The organism is Candidatus Eremiobacterota bacterium, assembly GCA_031082125.1.
Lineage (GTDB): Bacteria > Vulcanimicrobiota > CADAWZ01 > CADAWZ01 > Ess09-12 > Ess09-12.
In genome coordinates, this window is the sequence record JAVHLM010000005.1 from 40,333 (window position 1) to 63,967 (window position 23,635).

Annotated in this window: 28 protein-coding genes; 4 read left to right on the plus strand and 24 right to left on the minus strand. The window is 54.6% G+C overall.

The window, feature by feature from the left end; all coding sequences use genetic code 11:
* Positions 1 to 123: 123 nt before the first annotated feature.
* The 11 genes from RDV48_07080 to RDV48_07130 all read right to left on the minus strand — a co-directional run bounded on the left by RDV48_07080 (position 124) and on the right by RDV48_07130 (position 7,735).
* Positions 124 to 528: a PIN domain-containing protein gene (locus RDV48_07080; protein ID MDQ7822544.1), complete on the minus strand. Its 405-nt coding sequence runs from the start codon at positions 526 to 528 to the stop codon at positions 124 to 126.
* Positions 509 to 769 (minus strand): AbrB/MazE/SpoVT family DNA-binding domain-containing protein, encoded by a 261-nt coding sequence (locus RDV48_07085; protein ID MDQ7822545.1) that lies wholly within the window; start codon positions 767 to 769, stop codon positions 509 to 511. Before RDV48_07085 ends, RDV48_07080 begins: the two co-directional genes overlap by 20 nt.
* A 344-nt stretch (positions 770 to 1,113) precedes the next feature.
* A complete protein-coding gene (locus RDV48_07090) occupies positions 1,114 to 1,950 on the minus strand; it encodes an Rpn family recombination-promoting nuclease/putative transposase (GenBank protein MDQ7822546.1) in 837 nt (278 codons plus the stop codon).
* A 543-nt stretch (positions 1,951 to 2,493) separates the two neighbouring features.
* Complete coding sequence (locus RDV48_07095; GenBank protein ID MDQ7822547.1) at positions 2,494 to 2,664, minus strand: hypothetical protein; 171 nt, start codon at positions 2,662 to 2,664, stop codon at positions 2,494 to 2,496.
* A 35-nt stretch (positions 2,665 to 2,699) separates the two neighbouring features.
* On the minus strand, positions 2,700 to 2,921 hold the full coding sequence (locus RDV48_07100; GenBank protein MDQ7822548.1) for a hypothetical protein: 222 nt from the start codon (positions 2,919 to 2,921) through the stop codon (positions 2,700 to 2,702).
* Positions 2,922 to 3,086: 165 nt separating this feature from the next.
* The gene (locus RDV48_07105) at positions 3,087 to 3,512 is read right to left on the minus strand and encodes a helix-turn-helix transcriptional regulator (protein ID MDQ7822549.1); all 426 of its coding nucleotides are present in this window, start codon (positions 3,510 to 3,512) and stop codon (positions 3,087 to 3,089) included.
* A 451-nt stretch (positions 3,513 to 3,963) separates the two neighbouring features.
* Positions 3,964 to 4,881: a cytosolic protein gene (locus RDV48_07110; protein ID MDQ7822550.1), complete on the minus strand. Its 918-nt coding sequence runs from the start codon at positions 4,879 to 4,881 to the stop codon at positions 3,964 to 3,966.
* Positions 4,882 to 5,232: 351 nt separating this feature from the next.
* Positions 5,233 to 5,640 (minus strand): PIN domain-containing protein, encoded by a 408-nt coding sequence (locus tag RDV48_07115; GenBank protein ID MDQ7822551.1) that lies wholly within the window; start codon positions 5,638 to 5,640, stop codon positions 5,233 to 5,235.
* Positions 5,637 to 5,900 (minus strand): hypothetical protein, encoded by a 264-nt coding sequence (locus tag RDV48_07120; protein MDQ7822552.1) that lies wholly within the window; start codon positions 5,898 to 5,900, stop codon positions 5,637 to 5,639. Before RDV48_07120 ends, RDV48_07115 begins: the two co-directional genes overlap by 4 nt.
* Positions 5,901 to 6,093: 193 nt before the next feature.
* On the minus strand, positions 6,094 to 6,282 hold the full coding sequence (locus RDV48_07125) for a hypothetical protein (protein MDQ7822553.1): 189 nt from the start codon (positions 6,280 to 6,282) through the stop codon (positions 6,094 to 6,096).
* A gap of 160 nt (positions 6,283 to 6,442) precedes the next feature.
* On the minus strand, positions 6,443 to 7,735 hold the full coding sequence (locus RDV48_07130; GenBank protein MDQ7822554.1) for an ATP-binding protein: 1,293 nt from the start codon (positions 7,733 to 7,735) through the stop codon (positions 6,443 to 6,445).
* 30 nt (positions 7,736 to 7,765) lie between these two features.
* On the opposite strand from RDV48_07130, the gene RDV48_07135 reads away from it, so the two are divergent.
* Entirely contained in the window at positions 7,766 to 8,554 is a 789-nt protein-coding gene (locus RDV48_07135; protein ID MDQ7822555.1) for a hypothetical protein, read from the plus strand.
* A gap of 250 nt (positions 8,555 to 8,804) precedes the next feature.
* Here RDV48_07135 and RDV48_07140 read toward each other — a convergent pair whose 3' ends face one another.
* The 3 genes from RDV48_07140 to RDV48_07150 all read right to left on the minus strand — a co-directional run bounded on the left by RDV48_07140 (position 8,805) and on the right by RDV48_07150 (position 9,811).
* A complete protein-coding gene (locus tag RDV48_07140; protein ID MDQ7822556.1) occupies positions 8,805 to 9,038 on the minus strand; it encodes a YgiT-type zinc finger protein in 234 nt (77 codons plus the stop codon).
* Positions 9,039 to 9,101: 63 nt separating this feature from the next.
* Positions 9,102 to 9,359, minus strand: a complete 258-nt coding sequence (locus tag RDV48_07145) for a DUF4258 domain-containing protein (protein MDQ7822557.1) — start codon at positions 9,357 to 9,359, stop codon at positions 9,102 to 9,104.
* Between the two features lie 263 nt (positions 9,360 to 9,622).
* Positions 9,623 to 9,811, minus strand: coding sequence for a hypothetical protein (locus RDV48_07150; GenBank protein MDQ7822558.1), 189 nt, complete (start codon positions 9,809 to 9,811; stop codon positions 9,623 to 9,625).
* Between the two features lie 709 nt (positions 9,812 to 10,520).
* Between RDV48_07150 and RDV48_07155 the strand changes: the two genes are divergently transcribed.
* Positions 10,521 to 12,854: an HNH endonuclease signature motif containing protein gene (locus RDV48_07155; GenBank protein ID MDQ7822559.1), complete on the plus strand. Its 2,334-nt coding sequence runs from the start codon at positions 10,521 to 10,523 to the stop codon at positions 12,852 to 12,854.
* Positions 12,855 to 13,070: 216 nt separating this feature from the next.
* Here the strand turns inward: RDV48_07155 and RDV48_07160 are convergent, their stop codons facing one another.
* The 4 genes from RDV48_07160 to RDV48_07175 form a co-directional block, all read right to left on the minus strand.
* Positions 13,071 to 13,652 (minus strand): hypothetical protein, encoded by a 582-nt coding sequence (locus RDV48_07160; protein ID MDQ7822560.1) that lies wholly within the window; start codon positions 13,650 to 13,652, stop codon positions 13,071 to 13,073.
* Positions 13,652 to 14,020, minus strand: a complete 369-nt coding sequence (locus RDV48_07165) for a hypothetical protein (GenBank protein MDQ7822561.1) — start codon at positions 14,018 to 14,020, stop codon at positions 13,652 to 13,654. Before RDV48_07165 ends, RDV48_07160 begins: the two co-directional genes overlap by 1 nt.
* An 84-nt stretch (positions 14,021 to 14,104) precedes the next feature.
* Positions 14,105 to 14,479, minus strand: coding sequence for a hypothetical protein (locus RDV48_07170; protein MDQ7822562.1), 375 nt, complete (start codon positions 14,477 to 14,479; stop codon positions 14,105 to 14,107).
* A gap of 51 nt (positions 14,480 to 14,530) precedes the next feature.
* On the minus strand, positions 14,531 to 16,060 hold the full coding sequence (locus RDV48_07175; GenBank protein MDQ7822563.1) for a hypothetical protein: 1,530 nt from the start codon (positions 16,058 to 16,060) through the stop codon (positions 14,531 to 14,533).
* A 234-nt stretch (positions 16,061 to 16,294) separates the two neighbouring features.
* On the opposite strand from RDV48_07175, the gene RDV48_07180 reads away from it, so the two are divergent.
* On the plus strand, positions 16,295 to 17,416 hold the full coding sequence (locus tag RDV48_07180; protein ID MDQ7822564.1) for an XRE family transcriptional regulator: 1,122 nt from the start codon (positions 16,295 to 16,297) through the stop codon (positions 17,414 to 17,416).
* Positions 17,417 to 17,568: 152 nt separating this feature from the next.
* On the opposite strand, the gene RDV48_07185 is transcribed toward RDV48_07180, so the two are convergent.
* From RDV48_07185 to RDV48_07210, 6 genes are all read right to left on the minus strand, one after another.
* Positions 17,569 to 18,231, minus strand: coding sequence for an HAD hydrolase-like protein (locus RDV48_07185; GenBank protein MDQ7822565.1), 663 nt, complete (start codon positions 18,229 to 18,231; stop codon positions 17,569 to 17,571).
* On the minus strand, positions 18,228 to 19,142 hold the full coding sequence (locus RDV48_07190; protein MDQ7822566.1) for a phosphoglycerate dehydrogenase: 915 nt from the start codon (positions 19,140 to 19,142) through the stop codon (positions 18,228 to 18,230). Before RDV48_07190 ends, RDV48_07185 begins: the two co-directional genes overlap by 4 nt.
* An 87-nt stretch (positions 19,143 to 19,229) precedes the next feature.
* Complete coding sequence (locus tag RDV48_07195; protein MDQ7822567.1) at positions 19,230 to 19,862, minus strand: Uma2 family endonuclease; 633 nt, start codon at positions 19,860 to 19,862, stop codon at positions 19,230 to 19,232.
* A gap of 35 nt (positions 19,863 to 19,897) precedes the next feature.
* Complete coding sequence (locus tag RDV48_07200; GenBank protein ID MDQ7822568.1) at positions 19,898 to 20,494, minus strand: type II secretion system protein; 597 nt, start codon at positions 20,492 to 20,494, stop codon at positions 19,898 to 19,900.
* 4 nt (positions 20,495 to 20,498) lie between these two features.
* The gene (locus RDV48_07205) at positions 20,499 to 20,954 is read right to left on the minus strand and encodes a hypothetical protein (GenBank protein ID MDQ7822569.1); all 456 of its coding nucleotides are present in this window, start codon (positions 20,952 to 20,954) and stop codon (positions 20,499 to 20,501) included.
* 44 nt (positions 20,955 to 20,998) lie between these two features.
* The gene (locus tag RDV48_07210; protein ID MDQ7822570.1) at positions 20,999 to 22,387 is read right to left on the minus strand and encodes a hypothetical protein; all 1,389 of its coding nucleotides are present in this window, start codon (positions 22,385 to 22,387) and stop codon (positions 20,999 to 21,001) included.
* Between the two features lie 122 nt (positions 22,388 to 22,509).
* Between RDV48_07210 and RDV48_07215 the strand changes: the two genes are divergently transcribed.
* The gene (locus tag RDV48_07215; GenBank protein MDQ7822571.1) at positions 22,510 to 23,613 is read left to right on the plus strand and encodes a radical SAM protein; all 1,104 of its coding nucleotides are present in this window, start codon (positions 22,510 to 22,512) and stop codon (positions 23,611 to 23,613) included.
* Positions 23,614 to 23,635: the final 22 nt, after the last annotated feature.

Sequence of the window (23,635 nt, forward strand, 5' to 3'; positions counted from 1 at the left end):
GTCCTTGTCTTCTCAGAGGGGCGTGTTTTTATCTGCCGGTGTTGCCGAGCTTCACACAGTTTCTCCCGGACAGCCCGCGCATATACTTTTACTCTCGGAAGAGAAAGAAGCTCATGCACTCAGTTAAAATGGCTCGCTTCTGTCAATGCCGATATTATCGAAATCTTCGTCAAAGGAATAGATTCCTTTTTGAGCGTAAATGCAGGCTGTTGCAAGATATGCGTCGGTGAAGCTCACGTTTTTGTCAATATATAATTCCAGTGCATCAAGAACAAGTTTCTTGTCCCTCACTTTTATACACGGGGTAGTGAGCATTATGCTCAGATTTTCCACCACTTCCTTTCTGGGCTGTTTATAATACCTGGTCATCGTCCACACCACTTCAGCTATTACCAGCAGGGGTAGCTCTATTGTCTCTTTTCCTTCTGAGACTCTTCTGAAAAGATTTTCGCATTTTTTTGCCTGTTCTTCGATATCATCGGTCAGATACCTGAGAATGATATTGGTGTCAATGATCCGTTCCTTCAAGCCCGGCCTCCTCTGCTACTTCGTCCAGCACATATTCCCTGATTTTTTTAAAATCCTGAGGTGCAGTCACTTTCGCGCTTCCTCTCAGATTTCTCAGAGTTTTAGGAGCTGCTTTAAGCTCTATGACCTCATTGTTCCTTATATTTACTTCAAGCAGATCGCCTTGCTGGATTCCCATTTTTTCAAAAATAGCTTTAGAGAATGTCACTTGCCGTTTCGCAGTTACTTTTACATAGGGCATACGCTATCCTCCTTACTATAAATAATTGTAAGGCAATCTGTGATAAAAGTCAAGTGGCTTCGGTAAGTGCTGATTATGAGCTCAAAAAGCCTTTTCAGGTTTACTCTCCACGGGCACTGAGAGAAATATCTCATATGTTCCGCATATATTTTTGCATATGCAGAATTTTATATCAGGTGAGTTGTACAACACAGTCAGGCAGGTGATCAGGGGACATTTTTTCCCATGCTGTGCCTCGGGCAAGTACGCCGCCGAAGCGGCTCTCGGGGCAGAATTGGGATTGGAAGGGCCTGAAGGCCACTTTTCCTTTAGTGCCGGCGCTTTGAAGACGCCCAGGGTTCCGGTTACTCTGTTGTGAGGCTGTCCAGCTCTTTGTCGGAGAGGCCGGTGGCCTTCTTTATGAGCTCCCTGTCGAGGCCGAGCTCCTTCATCCTGGCCGCCACCTCTGCCCTGCCTTCTTCCCGGGCAAGGGCAAGCTTTGTCGCCTCCATAAGCTCCGCTTTCTCACGGAAATGCAGCATGTTCAGCACCTCGCGGTCGGCAAGCGACTTCCTGTAGGCATTCAACGCCATCTCCATCCCCTCCTCTGATAAAAGCTCCGCAGGAACTTCCACCTCAATAGTAGCATATTTCACGCCGAATTTCAAAAGGTGAAGCCACCTGTCCAGGGAGCACGATAGGCGCTTCACATCATCGCCATGAAACTTCGGAAGCTCCAGGAAATGAAGCTCCCTCAGGTCATTGAGAACGAAGCCGTCGTCCCACTCACGGCTGCCAAACCTGCTGTGGACTCTTTCACCGTCCGGGAAAAGCGCCTGGACCGTCACCAGGACCGACGTGGTTTTCCTCAAAAGGGAGAAATCATCGCCCTGGGAGAGCTGCTCCCCATGGATCCTCGCGTGGTACCACGACACTCTCTGCACGAACATCCTGTCATGGTCGGCCTGGGTCTCAATATGATAGAGGCGGCCTGTGCTGTCTTTTGCTGCGATGTCAAGGATCCCGACCCTGTCCTTGAGCTTTTCGCCATAGCGGAAGGGGTTCAGGATCTCAATATCCCTTATGGGTTCTTCTCCCGTAACGCCTGGAATGCTGTTCAGGCATGCCGCCAGGATCGGCCCGCTCGAGTCTCTGCCGAAGACGGACTTGAAGATGATGTGCTTCCCTGATTTTGAAGTAATCCATAAGTTCGATCACCCTTTCTCCTCCTCCTTGCCCAGCATTTCTCAAGGCAAAGTTAGAGGTCATTCTGGGTGGATCATTTTTTCAGGATCAAAATCTGCCTCTATGGATCATTTTATCACGATCATTTACATGCAGGGGGGGATTATGGGGAAGCATAGGTTTCTCTATGTCCGAAGACCCTGTTATCTTGTCATAAGAGGGATTGGCCGCCATAGTACAGATTTGTGCACAGGAACATCTCTCTGGAGAGGAGGCGGTCTGAGGGGCACCGGTTACTTTGTGATGAAGCCGTCCAGATCTTTGTAACGAGGCCCGCTGGCTTCTTTACCGCCTTAGACGGTCACGCTGCTTTTTTCCAATAAGTGTAACCCTGGACCTTGACTTTAAGTACTCTGAAAGACCAAAGGCCCGGGGAGCCTGTCGGCCTGCGGATAACCCTCCAGGGCCGGCGGCATGCTCCGGGGGTTATCGACATGCCTTGGTGCCTGAAGGCCACTTTTCCTTTAGTGCCGGCGCTTTGAAGACGCCCAGGGTTCCGGTTAGTCTGTTGTGAGGCTGTCCAGCCCTTTGTCGGAGAGGCCGGTGGCCTTCTTTATAAGCTCCCTGTCGAGGCCGAGCTCCTTCATCCTTGCCGCCACTTCTGCCCTGCCCTTCTCAACGCCTTCCTTCAGGAGTTTTTCCCTGTACCGCGTCATATTTGTTTCCAGCATGGGAAGCACCTCCGTGTCATTAATGAGTGAGAAATCTATATGAATGCCGGCTTTCTCCAGCTTCCTGTTGAGCCATACGTCAGGAATCTTCTCAGTGGAGCGTGAATATGGGGATCAAGAAGACGGAAAATCTCCGCGATCCTCTCTTTGACGGTCTCCTCATCGGCCCGCTCTATCAGGAATATCTGGGACACGATAAGCTGCTCGGAGGTGAAATGCTCCGGGATTTCCTCTCTTGCGGGTAATTCGCTGTTCATGGCATAACCTTATCTATTGCTTTCTGCTTCAATCCCTGTGGCCCCGGCAGTGAGAGCCGCGCTTGTGCTCTCTGCTGCAGCCTCTCTCTCAATAGTAGCACATTTTCCGCTGAATTTCAAAAAATGGCTGCGCCGGCAGGATCAGGTGACGGTGCGCACTCTTCTTTACCGTGTGGCGCGCAGCTCGCCATCAAGCCTCACCCCGAGAGCCTCTCCCACCTGAAGCACTCTTCGCAGAGAAGCGCTCTGATACCTTGTGCTTTCATAACGCTGGATCTGCTGAGGCTTAAGCCTCAGCATCGCAGCAAGCTCTTTCTGGGTAAGTCTTCTTGCGATCCTTGCCTTTATGAGCGCTTCAGGGAGGTCTTCCAGGCTTCGCACCAGGATTGCCGGTTCTCTTTCAAGCCGCTCATACTCTGCTATCTCCTGTCTGAGCTCCTCAATCTGCGCATCCATACCGGCTATCATCGCCTTGAAAATTTCTGGACCGAGCCTGCCGGCAGTGCTTTCTCCCTGACTCTGCGCGCGGGCCTGCTCCATATGGGTGAGCTGCATCCTCGCGGTAGAAAGCTGCTTTTTATTTCTTATCATGAAACTCACCTCCGAGGTCGATTGCTATGATGCCTTTGGGGTGGCCATTTTTCTGCCTTTGTCAGTAAAATCAGGGATCATCGCTGATCTCCTTTCTGCTATAGTTTAGCACATCATATTTGTTGTGTAAAGACATGGCCAACAAATTGGTTGTATTCAATATGAAAACCAGGTGCATGATCCTGCCGGTCACCGCGCACGACGGCCACGGCTGCTGTGCATGGTTTATAAGGTGTTCAATGGGCGCGGGAGGACTGTTCAATGCGGCGCGGTCAGGGTGTTCAACCTTAAACGGTCACGCTGTTCATTCGCGCCGGAATTTGCAACCGCAGCAGATATGAATTGCTCTGCCGCTTTTTGAGGCTCCAAGGACAAGGCAGCTCTGGCCCCAGGGATCAACAGGCCATCTTCTCTTTTAGTGCCGGCGCTTTGAGGAAGCCCGGGGTACCGGTTACTCTGTCGTGAGGCTGTCCAGTTCCTTGTCCGTGAGGCCCGTGAGCTTCTTCACCGTCTCTCTGTTGAAGCCCTCCTTGAACATGTTTGAGGCGGTTTCCAGCTTGCCTTCAAGCCTGCCTTCAAGCTTGCCTTCCAGCTTGCCTTCAAGCCTGCCTTCCTTGCGGCCCTGCTTTCTCCCGATTCTCTCTGCCGAGGTCACGTAAGCCATGTTCTTCTCCTTCTCATATCTTTTCATGTCTTCATTATACTCTATCTCAAGGGGCTCTGGTAAGACCAGGAGCCAGTCGATAAAGATATAGAGCACGGCGCGGGCATCATGATCAAATCCTTTCTCATCGAGACTTTTTACCAGGGCGCTCTTCCAGAACAGCCTCTCCCTCTTGTTGTGCATGGTCGCCAGAAATCTCAGATGGGCAAGGACCACAATCGCGAATACGTTCCTGCTTTCCTCAAGTTCCTGAATCTTTTCGGCATAATCCAGCAGCTTTACCGACGGAAACTCAAAGAGATGCCGGCAGCCCCAGTTCTGCATTTCAAAACAGGCCGGCCTGTAGTCCCTCCTGCCATCGGCAAGCACCGCCAGTGTCGCAACACCACGGCGATGCCGGTCATAGATCCGGTAGCTGTAGATGAAAAGGCGCTCTTCAAAGCCTCTTTCCTCTTTGCCCTGGATCTCGATATGCACGAGCAGCCATCTCTCGCTGCCATTGCTGAGATAGACCTTTACCAGCTTGTCGGTAATTCTTTTTCCTATGCCGACCCGCCTTGCAAGGCTCTGCAGCTCCCCGTCAACAAACTCGTAGCGGTCAGGCTGGGTATCCCGTGAGATTTCCGGGAAGAAGAACTCCAGAAAATCCCTGAAATAATTCTGCAGCACGAGCTTCCAGCCATCATCACCTCTCGAGCGCGCCATGGTGCCACCTCTCTATTATAACACTGCCTTTGCAGCGGGACAAGATTGCAGGTCCTCTTCTCAGTATAGGATAAAGGCATTGCCGGGAGATGATCGGAAGGTAACAATTGAGGGAGGAATTGTAAACATTTTTATGAGGAGGTGGCTGTTGTCACGGGAAGATCCGTCAGGAGGGTGCCCTTCATGTTCAAAGGCCATGGAACCTTGTAATGAGAGGGTTTGGCCGCCAAAGTACAGATTTGTGCACAGGAGTATCTCTCGGGGGTAACTGCTGGCGGTGCACTTCTGCCTGGCCGAAGGGGCTCCCGGGGTAGAATATTGTTTCGTGAGGCTCCTTGGTCTCCTTTATGCTCATTCTCCTGAAACAGTGCTGATGAAGCCGGCTTTTTCAAAGTGCTCGTCGAAGCCGAAGAAATATTTTATCGAATGATGATGCATTGCGGCGAAGCTCACACAGTCAACAAAGCTTACTTCAGCGGTATTTTTTAGGAAGAGCCGGCAGCCCTCGAGGTGAAGCTTTTCGCTTATCCATAGTATTTCTACCCACTTCCCCCTGTTCAGGGAATCAAGAAAGTGCAGGGCGGCACTCTTTCCTCCGCGGTTCTGGAGAAGTGCGAGGGTCTCTGCAACGATATAAGAAGTAGTGATGAACTCATGGCCTGTAATAAGCTTTTTCAGATGGGTTTTTGCTTTCTGATGGAAGGCATCATTTTGAGAGGCAAGGGCGTAGAACGCCGAGGTATCCACGAAAAGTCTCATTTTCTCAGTTTCCCCCCGAGTGCTTCATCCAGGTAGGCATCATGGCACTCTGCCACATCTTTCTTATCATCCGAGATGCACCCGATGAAGGAAAAGGCAGTGGCAGTGTCTTTTGTGCGCTTCCCGGCCTCCGCCTCGAAGCCCCGGTCTATCATTGACCTTATTGTCTGCGAGAGAGACTGGTTGTTCCTGAATGCCTCTTCCTTGAGCCGCTCATATTGACGGCGCTCCAGTTGTATCTGGGTTCTCACTTTCTCCATGGGTATCACCTCATGTACATAATAACATCATAATGTAATGGTGTCAATCGATTATCTTTTAAGAAGGTGCGACGGTGCCATCTCTGTCAGTGAAGCCGCCGAAGCGGCTCTCGGGGGAGAATTTCATTTGAAGGGCAAGCAGGCCACTTTTTTTCAGTGCCGGCCCTTTGAGAAAGCCCGGGCGGGGCGCCGGTTACTCTGTCGTGAGGCTGTCCAGCTCCTTATCCGTGAATCCCGTGAGCTTCTTCACCGTCTCTCTGCTGAAGCCCTCCTTGAACATGTGTGCGGCGGTTTCAAGCTTGCCTTCCAGCCTGCCTTTCAGCCTGCCTTCCTTGCGGCCCAGCTTTCTCCCGATTCTCTCTGCCGAGGTCACGTAAGCCATGTTCTTCTCCTTCTCATATCTTTTCGGTATAATCCTGCAGCTTTACCGACGGAAACTCAAAGAGATGCCGGCAGCGGTAGATGAAAAGGCGCTCTTCAAAGCCTCTCACCTCAACATTGAAGGGCTTAACAATCTATGGAGGGCTGCCAGGACGGGGTGGCTACCACCAGAGCCACCAGGGAATGAGAAAGATCTTCCTCTCTCCCAGTTGCTCCTCCTTGAGCTCGCCGCGGTAGAGAAAGATACCATAGAGCGACTCGGGGAACTGCTCGAAGAAAGCTTTGAAATTTCTCAGTTTTTCTCTCGGCAGATTTTTCCCGTAGTCTATCTCTACGGGAAATAGGTGAGCTCCTGCCGAGACCACCAGATCTATTTCATGCCCGTCGTAATCCCTCCAGAAATAACAATTCTTTCTGGCAAGACGATTCCTGTTTTCAGCCTCAAAGGATTTCAGCATGATGTTCTCAAAAAGAAATCCCCCCACGGGGCCGTGAATATGCTCCCGCTCCGTTCGTTTTACAAGCATATTGGCTATCCCGACATCGAAGAAATACACTTTGCTGCTCTTGACAGATCTTTTTCTTACCCGCGGGACCATCGGGGCAAGAATATTCAGCACAAAGGTGTCTTCCAGAATGGAGATATACTTCTTGAGAGTATTATAGGCAATACCGAGATCGGAAGACAGAGAGCTCAGGTTGAGGAGAGAGCCGATCTCGTATGAGATCGTTTTCAGGACGCTCACGTAACTGTTCAGATCCCCGATCTCCTGCATCGCGCGAATATCGCGCTCCAGATAGGTTTCTATCATGCTCTGGAGGCGCAGGAGCTTCTCTGCCGGCGTATCTGCCGCATATACCGCGGGGAGGCAGCCTTCAAGAAGTATCCGTTCAAGAAGATTTTCAAGCTCCGCTTTGTGGCTGTAGAGAAGGGACTGGCGGGAGATAAAATCTTTCATAGGGTGAGTCCCGCCCAGAATGTCCCACAATGGCGGGGGAAGGGCGAGCCCCCATGCTGATTTAATGATCTCCCGTAATGACAGCGGGAAAAGCCTGAGAAAGGTAATCCTGCCGGCCAGGCTTTCGGCGGAGCCCAATCTCAGCTCCGGTGACGATGAGCCTGAAAGTACCAGCCTGAGGTTTTCACAATGCCTGTCATAAACGAGCTTGAGCCAATCAAATATGAGAGGGACCTTCTGCACCTCATCAATAATTATCAAGACCGGCTTGTCGCCAGGAAACGGCATCCCTGTTCTTCTCTCTATCTCCCTCTCCAGGTGCTTCGCATCCCGGTAGAGCTCAGCCCTCAGAAGGGGATCGTCAAAAGTGAAATAAAAAATCATGGCTCCGGCGACCGGCCCTTTGGCGGCAATCAGCTCCTGCAGCTTGAGAAGCATAGTAGTCTTGCCTACCTGCCTGGCGCCGATGACGGCGGTGATGAGGCCGGTTTCCATTCTTTCAAGAACAATGGGTTCTAAATCCCTTTGGATATAAGGTTTCATGGCGATTTTAAAATATCTATCAAGCCTTTAATAAATAATAGCATATTTTTTGTCAACATTCAATGGATTCTGGTGGTGGGCACTAAGGACAAAATCAATAGGTGGATCTCAGAAGGATCGTTTAGAATGAGTGAGCGAAGTGGCTGGGATACAAAGCCGCCGAAGCGGCTCTCGGGATATGGGTGGCTTCAATGGCACGGGGTTCTTATTTGCCTTCCTCTTGACATCTATTTACTTCAATACTTAAAATATTATATAGATACCATACTTCATATAGGAGGCACCATCATGGCACTGAAACCTGTCACTCACAGGGAGAATTGTATGTGCCCTGCCTGTCGTTCATCGAGAGGCGAGAAGTGGGCCACAAAGAAACGATTCACCACAAGCATAAATCCTCTTCTCATTGACCACATGCAGAGCTGGGCCAGGCTCCATAATACCTCTCTGGCGGGAGCCAGCGAAAAGGCTTTGACTGATTTTCTTGAAAGGGAACAGCAGGCTCATTTCCTTGATTTCGCTCTTCAAGTGAAAGGGCCTCTCGCTCCTGAACAGGCAGAGAAAATAAAGAGACTCCTCGGTAAACTCCCCGATGAACAAGGAATCAGGATTTACCGTGACGAGGAAATCGATGAATGGAAAGAAGCGGACCGGTTACCCCCGGAGCTCAAAGAGAAGCTTGAGGCGATGAAAAAACTGCCGATAGAAGAGCAGAGAGCATTGTTTAATGGCCTGGCGGAGAGACTGCAGAAAGACTGGAATAAGAAATGAGGTTCTTTTTTGATGCAGACTGCCTTTTTTCTGCGGTGATTTCTCCTGCGGGAGGGGCAGGTGAGCTTTTACACCGCGCTTATGAAGGTGCAATCGATATTGTCATAACAGATGAGGTATTTCATGAAGCTCTCAGGAATCTTCTCAGTGGAGCGTGAATATAGGGATCAAGAAGACGGAAAATCTCGGCAATCCTCTCTTTGACTGTTTCTTCGCCTTTCTCTGCAGGTATGATGCTGTACGGATTTCGTCAGGCCACTTTGTACCTCATGACCGGCACGGATATCACTTTTTCGATATGGTCCTTATCGGCAAGCATCCGCTCTATGTTCATCAGCACCCTGCCGTCATAGTATTCCTCTCCGCATTGAGGGCAGACGAAGACGGGAACATCTTCAATGATATGCCATTCACCATTCCATTGTTTATGAAGAGTGGTCTTTTTCTCAACAAATTCGCTTTCGCATCTGCAGAGGGGCGTCATGATGCTATTTCCTCCTTTTTCTGCACTCAATCCATTCGGCGGGGCAGGGAATATACACCGTGATTACACAGGCTTTTCCTCCTTTGAAACCGCAGCATATATGAATTGCTCTGCCGCTTTTTGAGGATCCAAGGAAAAGCAGCTGTGGCCCCTGGGATCATCGGGGTAATCTTCTATCATTTCCCCGCTTATCAGGGCTTCCCATATCTCGATTATGGTGAGGGTATCTGTTTCAGCTTCTTTCCTGGCATGAGCGGTGAGGTAGAAATTTTGCTCGGCAAAGTGCGCTTTTATTGTCTCAAAGAAGGTGCTGTCTTCCATCAACCCTCCGCCCGGCGGCCTCTTCTCTCTCAATACTACCACATTTCCTCTCAAATTTCAAAATGCGGGAGGCTCCCGGCTCAGCCGCAGCCCTTCACTGTCGAGCTCTGCTCGAGGAGATACCTTCATCGGTGGAGAAGATGACGGTGCCGTCTCTGTCGGTGAAGCCGCCGAAGGGGCTCTCGGGGGAGAACTATGAATTGAAGGGCATGCAGGCCACCTTGTTTTTCAGTGCCGGCGCTTTGAGGAAGCCTGGGTACCGGTTACTCTGTCGTGATGCGGTCCAGCTCCTTGTCCGTGAGGCCCGTGAGCTTCTTCACCGTCTCTTTGCTGAAGCCTTCCCTGAACATGTTTGCCGCGGTTTCAAGCTTTCCTTCAAGCCTGCCTTTCAGCAGGCCTTCCTTGCGGCCCTGCTTTCTTCCGATTCTCTCTGCGGAAGTTACGTACGCCATATTCTTCTCCTTCTCATATCTTTTCATGTCTTCATTATACTCTATCTCAAGGGGCTCTGGTAAGACATTTCCGTGAAGAGGTGGCTGTCACGGGAAGATCCGTCAGGAGGGTCCCCTTCATGTTCAAAGGCCATGAAACCTGGTAATGAGAGGGTTTGGCCGCCAAAGTACAGATTTGTGCACAGGAGTATCTCTCGGGGGAGATCTCCGGATCATGCCCTGAGATCTGAAAAGCCTCTCACCTCAACATGAAATATCCATCACTTATGAAGGCGTATCTAGGGACCTGCAGCGGTGGATAACCTTCCCGGGCCGGTGGCATAATCCCGGGCACAACGGAAGGGCTTCTTGCACATACATATTATGACGGGATTTTGGGGTGTGAGGGAGCCAGCCGTCAAAGACATGGCCGTTTTTCTTGAGAAAAATTTCTGCAAATTTTTATGCCTCTGTCTTCTCCCCTCCTTTGCGCCGCCGCCCGCCCTCTTTTTTCTGCGCTGGCTGCATTTTTCGGGGCTTATGGCGGAAAAATCGCACTTTGGTGCTTTCCTGTCATTGGGGAGGCATCTGGTGATGGGCTCGAACATCAACAATGATAAGCTTTTCTGCAGACTGACACTTTGACTTGTTATTATTAATCTTGTATAATATTATAAGGGATACAAAAGTATCTAAAAAATCTGCCAAAAATCATGAAAGGAGGACTATTGTGAATACCGGCGTGATCCGCGAGTATCCTGGCTACGAGGCCGTCATGGAGGGCGGGCAGGTCTTCAGGGCACTTCCCGGCCTCCCGCTGGTCACGTACGGCGCCGACGAGGTGCTCTCGCGCTCGAATTGTCGCCATATCTTTCGCGATCTCACCGCGGAGGTCCTGGACTGGAACCTCTGGTGCCTCTCCCATGCCGGCACGAAGCTTGATATCCTCATAGGCGAGGCCCTTCTCTCTCTCAACGGGAAGCTCGAGAAGCTCGGCTATGTGAGAGTGTCCGACTTTGTCCGCGAGGAGCTGGGGATCTCGTCCAGGAGCGGCTATGAGCTGATGCGGAACGCGAAGGCCCTTCAGAAGCTCCCCCTCATCAGGGAAGCTCTTGAAAAGGGGCACCTCCGCAAGAGCGCGCTGCGGCATCTTTTCCAGGTAGTGACGCCCGAGACCGAGGCGGAGTGGCTCTCCAAGGCCATGTATTCCACCATAAGAGAACTTGAAGAGGAGGTGAAGAATTTTAAAGCCGGCGCCGGGGAGGCCGGCACAAGGGATGGTTCGGGGGATGCTGAAGGCGGCCCCGAGGGGAGCGGCATCAATGCCTTCGTCGCCAGGAGTGATTACGAGGAGGACACAGGGAGCCTCGCGGTAAGCGCGCGGGTTCCTTTTTCCGTTGCCGCGAAATGGGATCGGGCCCTCGAGGTCTTCCGCAGGATCGAGGAGGCGGAGCTCCCTTCGGAGAGCTTCGTGGAGGCCCTTCTTGCGGAGTTCGCCGCTTCGGCGCCGCTCGGGGGTATCGGGGATCCTGGCACAACGGTGCAGTCTCCGGAGGATTCCGATTCCGGGACAGGGAAGCCTGAGGCTCGGGAGGCCGCGGGAGCTTCTCTCTGCCGCTCGCAGGGGAAAGACTCCCAGGGAGCCTGCGTCACCCACGGCGAGGGGGCATACTCTCGGAATAGCCTTGATGCTTCCGGCACCAAGGAGAACGGAACCGATCCCGCCATCGAGAAGAAAGCCCTTCTCCTTGGCGCCCTGGCGGGTGCCATCGGCTCCCTCGATGACGAGGCCTCCTTCGGCGAGCGGGACAAGGAGCTTGCCCGCCAGGTCCACAAGGATCTCGAAGAGGTGTCGCACCTCTGGGAGTTTTTGCCCTGGAAACCTGTCACGGTGGAGCTTCCTTCGGAGTTTCAGGCTCCCGGGAACCACAGGCCTGATGCCGATACCGCCGTCACTCCCGACAGCACCCTTGTGCGTCCTCCCGCCGATCCCTTCGAGACGGTCGCCCGCCTCCGGAAGATGGCTTCCCTGCGCCACTCCCTCTCCTTCTACCAGGGGAGGCTCCTGCGGACTCTCAACAATTTCGGCCTCTACAAGGACATGCTCTTCCTCTCCCTGGGCCACTACACCAGGGAGCGCCTCGGGATGTCCCGCAGCGCCGCATATTCCTTAATCAAATTAGAAAGGTGGTATCTGGAATATCCCGATATGCTGGACCTCGTGCAGGCGGGGAAGCTCACCCCCGAGCAGGCGCGCCTTCTTTCAAAGGTCTTCAATGAGGGGACCAGGGTCCAGGGGGCGTGGCTCTCTTACGCCCAGGAGGTTCCGGTGGCCACCCTCATGCTGGCCGTCGAGGGATTCCTCCGCTTCGCGAAGAGGGCTGTCCACAAGAAATGGGACATCGCTCCCGAGGCCTTCGAGGTGGCCGTCACGGGGAGATCCGTCAAGAGGGTCCCCGCCCCTCCTTCAAATGCCACGGAACCCAGTGGAGACGAGGGTTTGGATATCGGAATCCAACTTTGTGCACAGCAAAAAACCATGGAAGGAGGAGGTAATTCCGGGGTCCCCGCCGTCATCTGGAAGGTCACCGAAGGCGGTGAGCACCCTGAGCTCCCTGAGATTCTCTCGATACTCTCGGGGGACCCCCACAAAGACGGAACCTTCGGGTCAAACCCCCAGGCCCTCATCCGCTTCTTCCTGAAAAGGGATCTCATCCCTCTCTGGAACCACGCCGTGAGGCTCTGGGGCGGAGAGGACCTTGCCCTCTTCATCGAGGCCCTCCTTGACGCATTCCTCTCCGCATGGGACCACCCCGAAAAAAGGGACCTCCACAGCCGCGTCCTCGCCCGGGACCACTACCAGTGCCAGGCTCCCGGCTGCCGGTGCCGGCGCAATCTCAACGCGCACCACATCAAATACCGCTCCCATGGCGGCCCCACGACCGAGGGCAATCTCCTCACCCTCTGCATGGCCCACCACCTTCGGTGCCTCCACGAGGGCCACCTCATCATCAGGGGCACGGCTCCTCACAGCCTCACCTTCATCTTCCCCCGGGGCAGGTGATTCAGATGCTGACCTGCCCGCCACCGTGGGGACCTGCGATGGCGACGATGACGAGCCGGTTATCCAGAAAGGGCTCGGGAAGATCGGGACTCTATTCTGTTGCCTTGTATTATAAAATTGTTGCCATTCTCACCCTGAATAGCGCATACAAGATAAAAGAATGGATGGTCCTTGTCTATTGTCAAAGCAGGGTGGCTTTAATGATATCCGTAACCACTACTCCAGTAATCTCGTGAACCACAAAGGAGGAGAGGGGTCCGCGAAAATCTGCTGCCCCTCCCTGAATATCGAGATACTTCGAAATGGCCTGCCGAGGTCGCTGTTGTCGAATACATATACGAGTGGAAGTTCGCTGAGTGCCGCTTTGAGGTTCGCCAAGGTGCGGGGAAAACACGAGCGCAGCTTTTCGGAGGGCACCTCATGCCCGCCCTGCGAAACCCTCATGGCGACACGGGTTTCGGAAAGGTCGGGATCGGCCAGGCCGATAAAGCACAGCACGACAGTATGTCCTGCTTTTGACGCCTCTTTCAGGAATTTCAGTTTCTCGCCTGCCGGATCTGAAAAGACTGTCTCAAAGGCAAAGCTCTCTCCCGCACAGAGAAGCCGGCGCCTCAGGGCATCAGCCATTTTTGCCGCAGTGTAGGCATCGGTGCCCAATTCTCTTGCGAGCGCATCGGGATCGATGAACCTGAGGGCGGCCGGCGCGATATGGGAGTGAAAAAATGTTGATTTGCCCGCGCCATTGGGACCTGCGATGGCGACGATGACGGGCCGGTTATCCAGCTCGGGGAGCTCCATCAGTCCGCGGGGAGGAACTGCCGGTTGACAAACTTTCCTACGGTGCGGCTGCCGTCCTCTTCTATCCGGACGATCAGGCCGGGTCTGCCTGGTGCCTGCTCGTAATGAGGATAAGGCAGGTGCTGCAGGTAATCCCGGACTCTGCGGCGGCCCTCTTCGCTATCGACGGAATCTATGCATTGGGAGAGAGGCCTGAGGCGTCCAGCGCGTCGGAGCGCCATTACCTGCGCTCCATAGAGCAGAGGCTCAAGAGCCTGTCCCAGATGGGCCCAGAATTCAATCTGGCCGGCGATGGAGCGATCCTCGATTTCAGCGGCCAGCCGGGCTTCCAATATAAGCTTATCGGAGATTCTCACTGGCTGTCCCATACTCTTATTGTAGCATTTTGCTACATAATGTCAAGCCTCCTCCTTGAGGCGCTCACATCAGATTTTCACGGGCTTTGTGGCTCTTCAGCTAAAAGAGGAAGGGGCCTCCCGCGATATTATTCCGAGCCGGTCAAGGTCGGCGTCGGAGAGGGCGGTGGCCTTCTTGATGGTCTCCCTGTCGAAGCCGAGGTCTTTCATGCGGGTGGCTGTGTCGGCCCTGGCCCGGGTTACGCCCTCTTCAAAGCCTTTCTCGATGCCCTTCGCGATATGCTGAGCCATGACCTCAGCGAAGCCCTGAGCAAAGCCCTCTTTATAGCCCTCCATAATGCCCTCGGCCATACCTTCTTCCCGGGCAAGAGCAAGCTTTGTCGCCTCCATAAGCTCCGCTTTCTCATGGAAATGCCGCATATTCAGCGCATCGCGGTCGGCATGTGATTTCCTGTTCGCCTTCAATGCCATCTCTATCCCCTCCTCGGCTCTCAGTCCGTGGGAATCAGGCTGGTGAGACTGTCAGCGGCTTTCCGGGGCTTTTCCGCCGGTACCGGCTTTCAGGGCGGCGCTGATGCTGCGGTACTCAAAGACCAGTCTTCTCATTCTGCTTATTTCTTCATTGTCGGAGGGCTTGATGGCCATGCAGAACAGGAAGAACAGGATCTGACGGTCCTGCTCCCTGTCAATCCATTCCCAGGCCTGCTCGCTGACAAGTATTCCCGAGTCAACGGCCCGGCCGACAAGCACCTTCCAGCATTTGTCTCTGGAATGCTTCTTCGTCCTGCCATAAGATTCCATGCATCTGTCCCAAAAAGGCACAAGAAGCTCCGCGAGGAGAGGCACGAGCTTCTCTTCATCGTCTTGCGGGGAGCTCTCAGGCTTCCGGGCGGGATTTTTCTCTCTCTCCTGCTCAAGCTTTCTGAAATCCCTCTGTGCCGCCTTCAGTATCTTCTCCTCCCTGTCTGTGGCCTTCTTCACCCTTGTGGCAATCGGCGATTCCAGGGCAGGGAAGCTCTGCTGCAGAAGCTCAATAAGCCGTGCCTGTTCCATGTGAAATTCGATGTCCTGGTCCTTCAGCTGCATGTTCATCATCATCGACGCCATCAGATAATCAATAGTGGGCGCAATGTGGTCCGGTTTTCTCAAGGCCCTGAGAAAGGCGTATTGTTCGGGTTCGATGGTGACCCATGTGCCGGCAAGGGCTTCGGCGAACTTCAGGGGGTCATAGCGGGGCCCGTCGCGGTCCAGGCAGGCCAGCCTGCAGAGGCCCGCCACATCCCCGGTGGCATTCAGGTAGAGGGTTAAGGCTTTTGTGGCGCCTCTCTGGGAGGGCAAAAAGCTCTTGAGGGTGTTTTTGGTGTATGCGGCGAGAAATTCTTTGTCGATATGAGCCGCGAGAGCCTTCCAGAGGTCCCTGTCATCGCCGCGGAAGAGGCGCTCGCAGATATCGATGAGACGTGAGCCTTCGCAATGGGGCCTGAGCCTCTCTATGAGCCTTTCTGCATCAGTGCACACGGGAGGTGAGAGGAGGACATCCGTGAGCTTCCCGGCCTCTTTTATCACGGCGAGGGCTTGCGCTCTGCTGATGTCACCCGAAGCCATGGCATAAGGCGAAAAGAGGCTCTCAAACAGGATGGCGACGGTGAGCATGGGATAATGGTAGGGGTACCCCTGGGTTTTGTCGTCAAAAACAGTCCTGTAGCCTTCTTCATCGCAGCCGACGGCTTTCAGAATATCGTCTCCCGTCCCGGCTCCTGACCGGTCTTTCCTGTAGAAGTCGAGATCGCGATGCAGCACAAAGGATTCTGCCGTTTCCCCGCTCTTTAAGTCTCCCACTACATGCCATGAGCGCCCAAGGGCATCGGTGCCTGATTCAAGATGCCGCGTGAAGCTTATCCTGGTGCAGAAGCCCAGGTCCTCTTCCTTGATGCCGATGAGAGGGATGCCGGGATAGCCCTGCAGTATCTTCAGCGACTCGTCATAGGCCTTCGCCCAGGCGCCCCTGTCAATCTTTCCGGGTATGCAGTAAAGCTGGATAAACACTCCCATACCTGTTCCTCCTTTCATATATTGTTTACATTATAGCATATAATAAAATAAAAAGTAAACACAATATTGAAAACCAAAACGATGCCCATGGGCTGTCACCAATGCATTAAGATCGTTATTACCGCTTCTGGCACAAAGAGAAATGGTTTTTACCGGATCGAAGCACTTCCATGATTATTTTTGCCGGAAGTATATGCTATACTGTAACCACATCAGTGCAAAGGGAGACTGCCCATGATCGGAGCACGCCTGCTGCAGGCGAGGAGAGCCGCGGGGCTGAGCCTCCGGGAGCTTGCCGCCAGGGCGGAGATCTCGGCGATGGCGCTCTCCAAGTATGAGAGGGATCTCATGTCGCCTGCGCCCGCCTCTCTGGAGAAGCTTGCCCGCGTGCTCTCGGTGGATGCGGATTTTTTTCATTGCCCTCTCAAGATCGCCCTCTCGGAGCCCTCTTTCAGGAAGCGGGGCACCCTGTCCCGGAGGGAGGGTGAGAGAATCACCTTCGCGCTCCGTCAGAGCCTCGAGAGAATGCTTGATCTTGAGCATATTTTCGGCGTTGCCCGCTCGGCGTTCTTCAGCTTGCCCCCGGCGGTCACAAGGGAGGTCAGGAGCCTCGAGGATGTCGAGCTGAGGGCCGATTCGCTCCGCCAGCACTGGAATCTCGGTGCGGCGCCGCTGGAAAGTGTCGCCTCCATAATGGAGGAGCATGGGATCAAGGTTTTTGTCTCTGATGCGCCTGAAGGGGTTGACGGGTTCTCGTGCAGGGCGAGGGGCGGCTGGGTAAATGCCAGGGAGGCCCCGGTGATCGTGATAAGCAGCAGGCTCCCCGGTGACCGTCAGCGCTTCAGCATGCTTCATGAGCTTGGCCACCTTGTACTTGATACCGCTGTGGACATAGACAGAGAAAAGGCCTGCCACCGCTTTGCGGGGGCGTTTCTCGTCCCGCGGGAGGCCGCCCTGAGGGAGCTCGGGGTAAGGCGCTCGCGGTTGAGCTTCTATGAGCTGAAGATTCTGAAGCAGAAATATGGAATAAGCATGCAGGCCCTGGTATACCGGGCCGCGGACCTGGCGGTGATCAGCAGGACCATGGCGCAGGGGCTTTTTACTGCAATGAGCAGGCGCGGGTGGAAGAAAAAGGAGCCCTGCGAGATCGGAAGGGAGGAGCCCCGTCGCTATAAGCTTCTGCTCTTCCAGGCCGTCGTGGAGGGGCTGATTACCAGGCAGCAGGCCCTGGAGTATCTCGGGGAGCCCGTGGAAGAGACGAGGCACGAGCTTGAGGCGGAGTGGGTCTTTGAGGAGCTCTCCGAGCTTCTCCAGGATGACTTCCCAGATCTTGACAGAGCCGGCTTTGAGCAGTAAGGGGAGCCCTTGCATGGGAATTCCTTTTTCCCGCCTCTGTGCGGCGCGCTACTCCACGATATAGGGGTTGTTCAGCACGTCCTCAATGCTTTCGGGGCCTTTCCGGTAAGGCTTGATCCAGGTGAGGCGCCTCTTTTCTTCGGATGTGAAGGCTACAGGCTCCCAGCCCCGGCGTTCAGGCCCTCGAGAGCCTCTCCCAGTCCAGTGAGGTCATCGAGCGTGTGGGGATGGCTCCTCAGGTCGTCACTGCACTCAGTGGTGAGCCTTGCGATGAAGGGGATGCCGGTCTCAAGGGCGGCGCGGCGGTCGCTGTCGCCGTCTCCTATGAAGACTACCTCGTCGGGTTGGTAGTGGTGACGCTCCAGGATGCTCCTTATAAGGGCGGGCTTCTTTGCCGGCGAGCCGGCGACCTCGAGGAAATACTTCTGGAGCCCCCGCTCCCTTACTATCATCTGAAGCTCTTCTTCAGGCGTTCCCGAGGCCACGAAGAAGGCATACTTCCCGTGGAAGCGCTCCAGGAACTCAAGGGCGCCGGGCACGAAGGGCGCCGTGAAGACCTTCTCCTTGACAAAGACGGCAAACCTCTCCCCCAGGGTCTTTTCAATCTCTTCTGTGTAAGGCTTCTTGAGAAGCTTTTCGTAGATATAGCGGAACTTCACATATCGTGAGATCCCCACATTTTCCTTGTGGTAGGTGACAATATGCTCCGCGTGCTCCGGGCAGAGGTCGCCTGACAGATCGCGGAAGGCTTCGGTCTTTATCTCCGCCGATTCCAGGATGACGCCGTCAAAATCGAAGATGACGGCGCGGATCACGGCTTCACCTTTTTCCGGGCTCCAAGGCCTTCCAGGAGGTTCTTCACCGCCGCAATCTCCATCTGGACGCGGCACTCCATGGCGTATGAGCCGATGTGAGGCGTGAGGATCACCTGCTCGAGCTCCTTGAGGGGCCCTGTGTAAGGCTCGTCGGGGAACACGTCAAGGGCTGCCCCTGCGAGGTGCCCTTCCTTAAGGAGCGCCGCCAGGGCTCCATAGTTCACCGCCTCTCCCCGTGACAGGTTGAGGAGCAGCGCGCCTGCCTTCATAAGCCGGAGCTCCTTCTCGCCGAGGATCCTCTCTTTTGAATCGGCATGGAGGGTGACTATGTCTGACGAGGCGAGGACCTCTTCGAGGGGGAGGCATGTGCAGGCCTTTTCATCGTCCACGCAGGGGTCCGCGTACGATATCTTGCAGCCGAAAGCCATGAGAAGCTCCGCCACTTTTTTCCCTATCTTGCCAAAGCCCACAATCCCCACGTTCCTGCCGTAAAGAAGGTTCCCCATGCACTTCTCCCACTTGCCCTCCCTGAGCCTGCGGTCCATGAATGATATCTTCCTCATGAGGTTGAGCATGAGAGCCACGGTGAGCTCTGCCACGGCGAGGGTGGGGGCGTCGGGGGTGTTAAAGACCCTGATGCCGCAGCGCTCGGCGGCGGTGCAGTCCACGCTGTCAAGGCCCGTGCCTACCCTTGAGATGACCTTGAGCTTCGGGAGCGACGTGATGGCCTTTGCGTCAAGCTTTTCCGTGCCCGCCAGGATGCCCACGGCGTCGCGGGCGAGCTCCACGGCCTCGACGGAGCTCAGCTTCCTCCTGTAGGGGTTCTTTATCACCTCGAAACCGCTTAAGAGCTCAAGCGGCGTCTCATCGTACTCACCGAAGGTGGTGGTGGTGATAACTATCTTTTCCATGGCCCCTCCTCGTCTCTGCGCGCTGCGCAGCCTGCCTTGTGCTTCCCGGTGGAAGAATTATTTGCCGGAGGGAGCGGTCATTCCTCTTTAAAGGGGAGCTTCAGTCTTTTCGGGGAGGCTTTCGCCCTTTTCAGAGGGCTCGCTGAAGACCATGGCAAGCTCAACCTCAAACCCGCCGTCTGTGATGCCCACAGGGGCCTTTTCTTCAGGGGCATAGACAGAAGGCTTCGAGAAGCCTTCTTTTTCCTTCTGGATGAAGACCATCACGAGCTTCTCCGAAGGCTGGACTATCCAGTATTCCTTTACTCCAGAGCGCTCGTAAAGGGCGAGCTTCTCCTTGAGATCTCTTCGCGCCGTGGAAGGGGACTGTATTTCTATGACGAGGTCCGGGGCCCCCCGCACGCCTCTTTCATCGATTTTTTCCTTATCGCATACTACGATGAGATCGGGCTGCACCACCGTGGTGATATCCTCGTCGCGCTCGTCGTGAAGGGGGATTCTCACATCGAGAGGGGCGATGAAGACCTGGCATTCTTTTTGCAGAAAGTAAGTGGCAAATTGCCTGGCAAGCTCGATGAGCATTCGCTGGTGGGGCACGCCGGGGGCAGGCGTCATATTGAAAGGAACGCCGTCGATAAGCTCCCAGCGGAGCCCGTCATCCCAGGAGTAATAGTCGCCGTAAGTGAATTTCTCTTTGGTGTTCTCTGCGGGAAGGCTCATGGGGGCTCCTTTCAGAAATTCATGGCAGGAAGGCGTCATGGCGAGTGGACCACCACGTCGCGCTGGGCGTTGAAGGTGCAGGGCTTTCCCCTTATGTCGTTCTCTGTCTCCATGCGGATCTTGTAATAGGTCGTGAGGGGCAAGACCTCCACCTGGACGCGCTTCACGTTTCTCGCCATCACCCGATAGGGCTTCCTGGCAATCTCTGTATCGACGCTGAAGGTCGCGTAGAGGTCACCCTCAACCTGGGTCCTCGCAAGGAAGTAGAGGGACGAGCCGTCCGCGGCTTTCCTCTGCCCGTCAGGCACAAGGTGGTAGATATACCAGCTCGACCAGAGAGGGCCTGTCTCGGTGCTGTGAAAGATCCCGCTGAGGTCCCGGGCTGACGGGAAGGTCCATGTATTGGGTCTTGTGGTGCTGACATTGGAAAAGCTCGTCTCGGTGAGGTCAAGGGAAAAGAGGTCCACTCCCCTGACCGCGTTGAACTGGACGTCCTGGAGGGCATTGGAGACGTGGTAGCGCCGCCAGGCCGAGACGAAGATGTAGGATGAGATGCTGATGAGAAAGCCAAGCAGCGCCATCGCGACGATGATCTCCGCAAGCGAGAGGCCACGGGCTCCCTTATTCCTCATTGCCTCATTCCTTCCTGGTGACTTTCGACGACACGGTGATGGTCTTTTCCTGGGCCTCGGATTCCTTGGCCCCATGCTCCCGCCAGGAGACATTTACGGTCACCACGTAGACTTTCGGCTTGATTGGCGATTCCTGGGCGGCGGTGACGGTGAAAAAATACTCCGTGGTGTGGGTGAGGGATTTCGCGGTGTCAGTGGAGGGATATTCGCTCACATGGGTGACTGATGGGTAGGGCCAGGGCGGGAACTGGGAGGGCCCTGAATGGGCCGGCTGCCCGCTGAAGGTGGTTCCCGGCACGATGTCGCCGCTGTTCATGCCGCAGACGGTGTTGAGAAGGATGTCGGCATAAGTGTAAGCCATGTCGCGGTGAGTGGTCTGTCTCATATGGAGCTGCGAGAAAGGGATCAGGACCCCGATGGAAAAAATAAGGAGCGCCAGCAGGAGGAGTGCTACCATCATTTCGAAGAGAGTGAATCCCCATGGGGTGCTTCGCTTCCCAGGCCTCACTTGCGCACTTCCTCCCAGCTCACGATAGTGGCCTTGTCCTTGGTTTTCCCATAGCGGATATCCGAGCTGAAGCAGGTGAGCTGGTTTCCCTCGATGGCGCCCTGGATCTGCGCCTTGTAGAGGAGCACCCATGAGGCGCCCCCGATGTAGCCGCAGAAGCGGCACTCCGAGAGGAACGTCTTGCAGGAAGGCTTCATGGCGATGATGACTATTTTCCCGGGGTCGCCGTCGAAGTTTATATTGACGCCCTGTCCTATGGTAATCTCGTCCTCGACAAAGATAAAGGCGGGTGTCTCATTGTGCTCATCGGGAATGATCGTGATATCCGTGGGGTGATAGAGGTCGCCGAGGACCAGGTTCCTTGCCTTGTAAAACCCTTCCCTGAGGGTAATCTTGTGGGAGTTTTTGATGATGAGGTCTTCATATTCACCGTGGGCAAGGTAAAAGTCACCGAGATGCTCGGTCTCATCGAAGATCAGCTCGCCCTGCCTCTTGTACAGCGGCGGGTCATAGCACCTGAGCTTTCTTTTTTTCTTCGTCGCCACATCCAGCGGCAGATCGGGGTCCTGGTGAATACTGACAGTCTCGAATCGCTGCAGGTCGGTGGCTTCAGCGGAGAGCGTCCTGATGCGGTTCCCGCTTTCGTTGAGGGGATCGAGGTCTCTCGTGACAAGCATCGAATCCTTGTTGCCGAAGCCGAGGGTCCCGTAGAACTTTGACTTGCTGATGGCGATGCTGTAAGCGCTGACGCCCGGCGCGTACAGGTCGTAAATCTCGGTGTTCATAACAGAATAGTAGGGCTTGAGGTCGGGCACGGTGTAAAGCTCGGAGCTTATCATCGAGTTGAGGGCGTACTTGAAGGCGTTCTTGTTGAAGATGACTTTTATCGCTTTTTCCCAGAGGCGGTTTGACGGATCGTCGCCGAGGGAATTATTCCTCTTGAAATAGCCTGTTGAAGTGACGGCGCATGAAAAGAAGTCCGTGGCATCGACGGTGGTGGTGAAATAGGTGCCGTTCTGGGGGAAATAGCTGTCGTTGATGAGAAGGGGCGGGATTGACCCGCCGTCCGGCACCACGGAAAAGTCTCTATGGCCGTGGCCGCCCCCGTCATCATCATCATGCTTGTTTTCCCGGTCCTCTTTTTCTTCCATCGTCATGGCCGCTTCTATCTTGCCCCAGTCATAAATATCCCTGAGGATCAGGTATGCCTCCTGGATTCCCGCCTGGGCCGACTGCCTGGTGATGACCTCGTTGCCGCGCCTGAGGGAGTACCGCGACTGCATGGTGGAGAGCCCGATGAGGGCAACGGAAAAGATGACGACAACAATGAGGACCACCAGCACGAGGATAAGGGCAATGCCCCGGTTAGTATCCGTACGGTACACGGAAAATCACCTCCCGTGAAGGAGTTCCTTTTACATATAAGATTATAGCAGAAAACGGCGCTTATGCAAAGGTTCGGCGGTAAAAAAGGTTTTTGGCATTCCCCCGGCAAAATGGGGAGTACATGGGGCGAGTGCAGATGGCGCGGGGTACAGGTATGGCCGAGGTGAGGCACTTAAAAAAACTTTATGATCTGCTGGGAAGCGACAGGCTCAGGGCAGGGGTGCTGCAGGCGGCCGAGGCCCTGGGGATGCGCAAGAATGTCCTGCGGATGGATACCAACGACGTCTGCAATATCGAATGCATCATGTGCGAGAACAGGCCTCAGAAATGCACAGAAGAGCATATGATGCCCCTTCCCCGCTTCAATGCTCTCCTGGAAAGAGTCGGTCCCGCCGCGAGGCTCCTGTACCTCTCGTGCTCTTATGAGCCCCTCATGACGCCAGGTTTCATAGACTATATCGCGTCGGCGAAGGACCGGGGCATCCCCTTTGTCTCCTTTGCCACCAACGGCCTTCTCCTTGACGACACTATAATGAAATTCATGGTGGAGAGGCCTGTCGATGAGCTTGTCATCTCGATGAACGGATTTGCCCGCGATGACTATCACCGCATCATGTTCCGCTCGAATTTTGATGCCGTCACGGAAAAGCTCGCCAGGCTCAGGGAGCTGAAACGCTCGAGAAACTCGGCATTCCCGCGCCTCCGCGTCAACACCATCCTTATGAAGACAAACCTGCTGCGCTTTGATGAGGCGATGGCCTTCGTCGAGGAGTATGGCGCCTCCACTGTGCAGTTTCGCTCTTTCAAGGTTGATGAGCGCCACAACAACAACCCCGGGGAGATCGCAAAAGAGCGTCTCTCTCGCCTTGCGCCCGCAGAGATCGCGTCTTTTGCCTCACATATCAGGGAAAAGGTCCACGAGCTCTCACGTAAGGGCATTACCGTCATCGTGCCGCGGGAGATTCTGGAAAAGGGCACCATCAGCGAGGCCGGCGATTCATCGGCGAGGGGGAGCTGCTCCATCCCTTTTTTCTCCCAGTGGGTCGATTTCAAGGGGAACCTGCGCATCTGCTGCGGCGAGCACGAGGACTCCTGTATAGGGAATGTCATTGATGATGATCCCGGCGAGGTCAGGAAGAAGCGCGACGCCTTCAGGGCCCAGGCCCTCTCGGGGAAATGCCGGAAGAACTGCACCATGTTCATCAACTCGTCAACGATGACGTAGGGTGAGGGGGCTATCATAAGCC

Bases quoted from the DNA above. Each gene is read 5' to 3' on its own strand.
- RDV48_07085 (MDQ7822545.1), bottom strand. From the start codon at position 769: ATGCCCTATGTAAAAGTAACTGCGAAACGGCAAGTGACATTCTCTAAA.
- RDV48_07095 (MDQ7822547.1), bottom strand. From the start codon at position 2,664: ATGCTGGAAACAAATATGACGCGGTACAGGGAAAAACTCCTGAAGGAA.
- RDV48_07100 (MDQ7822548.1), bottom strand. From the start codon at position 2,921: ATGAACAGCGAATTACCCGCAAGAGAGGAAATCCCGGAGCATTTCACC.
- RDV48_07105 (MDQ7822549.1), bottom strand. From the start codon at position 3,512: ATGATAAGAAATAAAAAGCAGCTTTCTACCGCGAGGATGCAGCTCACC.
- RDV48_07110 (MDQ7822550.1), bottom strand. From the start codon at position 4,881: ATGGCGCGCTCGAGAGGTGATGATGGCTGGAAGCTCGTGCTGCAGAAT.
- RDV48_07115 (MDQ7822551.1), bottom strand. From the start codon at position 5,640: ATGAGACTTTTCGTGGATACCTCGGCGTTCTACGCCCTTGCCTCTCAA.
- RDV48_07120 (MDQ7822552.1), bottom strand. From the start codon at position 5,900: ATGGAGAAAGTGAGAACCCAGATACAACTGGAGCGCCGTCAATATGAG.
- RDV48_07125 (MDQ7822553.1), bottom strand. From the start codon at position 6,282: ATGGCTTACGTGACCTCGGCAGAGAGAATCGGGAGAAAGCTGGGCCGC.
- RDV48_07130 (MDQ7822554.1), bottom strand. From the start codon at position 7,735: ATGGAAACCGGCCTCATCACCGCCGTCATCGGCGCCAGGCAGGTAGGC.
- RDV48_07140 (MDQ7822556.1), bottom strand. From the start codon at position 9,038: ATGACGCCCCTCTGCAGATGCGAAAGCGAATTTGTTGAGAAAAAGACC.
- RDV48_07145 (MDQ7822557.1), bottom strand. From the start codon at position 9,359: ATGGAAGACAGCACCTTCTTTGAGACAATAAAAGCGCACTTTGCCGAG.
- RDV48_07150 (MDQ7822558.1), bottom strand. From the start codon at position 9,811: ATGGCGTACGTAACTTCCGCAGAGAGAATCGGAAGAAAGCAGGGCCGC.
- RDV48_07160 (MDQ7822560.1), bottom strand. From the start codon at position 13,652: ATGGAGCTCCCCGAGCTGGATAACCGGCCCGTCATCGTCGCCATCGCA.
- RDV48_07165 (MDQ7822561.1), bottom strand. From the start codon at position 14,020: ATGGGACAGCCAGTGAGAATCTCCGATAAGCTTATATTGGAAGCCCGG.
- RDV48_07170 (MDQ7822562.1), bottom strand. From the start codon at position 14,479: ATGGCATTGAAGGCGAACAGGAAATCACATGCCGACCGCGATGCGCTG.
- RDV48_07175 (MDQ7822563.1), bottom strand. From the start codon at position 16,060: ATGGGAGTGTTTATCCAGCTTTACTGCATACCCGGAAAGATTGACAGG.
- RDV48_07180 (MDQ7822564.1), top strand. From the start codon at position 16,295: ATGATCGGAGCACGCCTGCTGCAGGCGAGGAGAGCCGCGGGGCTGAGC.
- RDV48_07190 (MDQ7822566.1), bottom strand. From the start codon at position 19,142: ATGGAAAAGATAGTTATCACCACCACCACCTTCGGTGAGTACGATGAG.
- RDV48_07195 (MDQ7822567.1), bottom strand. From the start codon at position 19,862: ATGAGCCTTCCCGCAGAGAACACCAAAGAGAAATTCACTTACGGCGAC.
- RDV48_07200 (MDQ7822568.1), bottom strand. From the start codon at position 20,494: ATGAGGAATAAGGGAGCCCGTGGCCTCTCGCTTGCGGAGATCATCGTC.
- RDV48_07205 (MDQ7822569.1), bottom strand. From the start codon at position 20,954: ATGATGGTAGCACTCCTCCTGCTGGCGCTCCTTATTTTTTCCATCGGG.
- RDV48_07215 (MDQ7822571.1), top strand. From the start codon at position 22,510: ATGGGGCGAGTGCAGATGGCGCGGGGTACAGGTATGGCCGAGGTGAGG.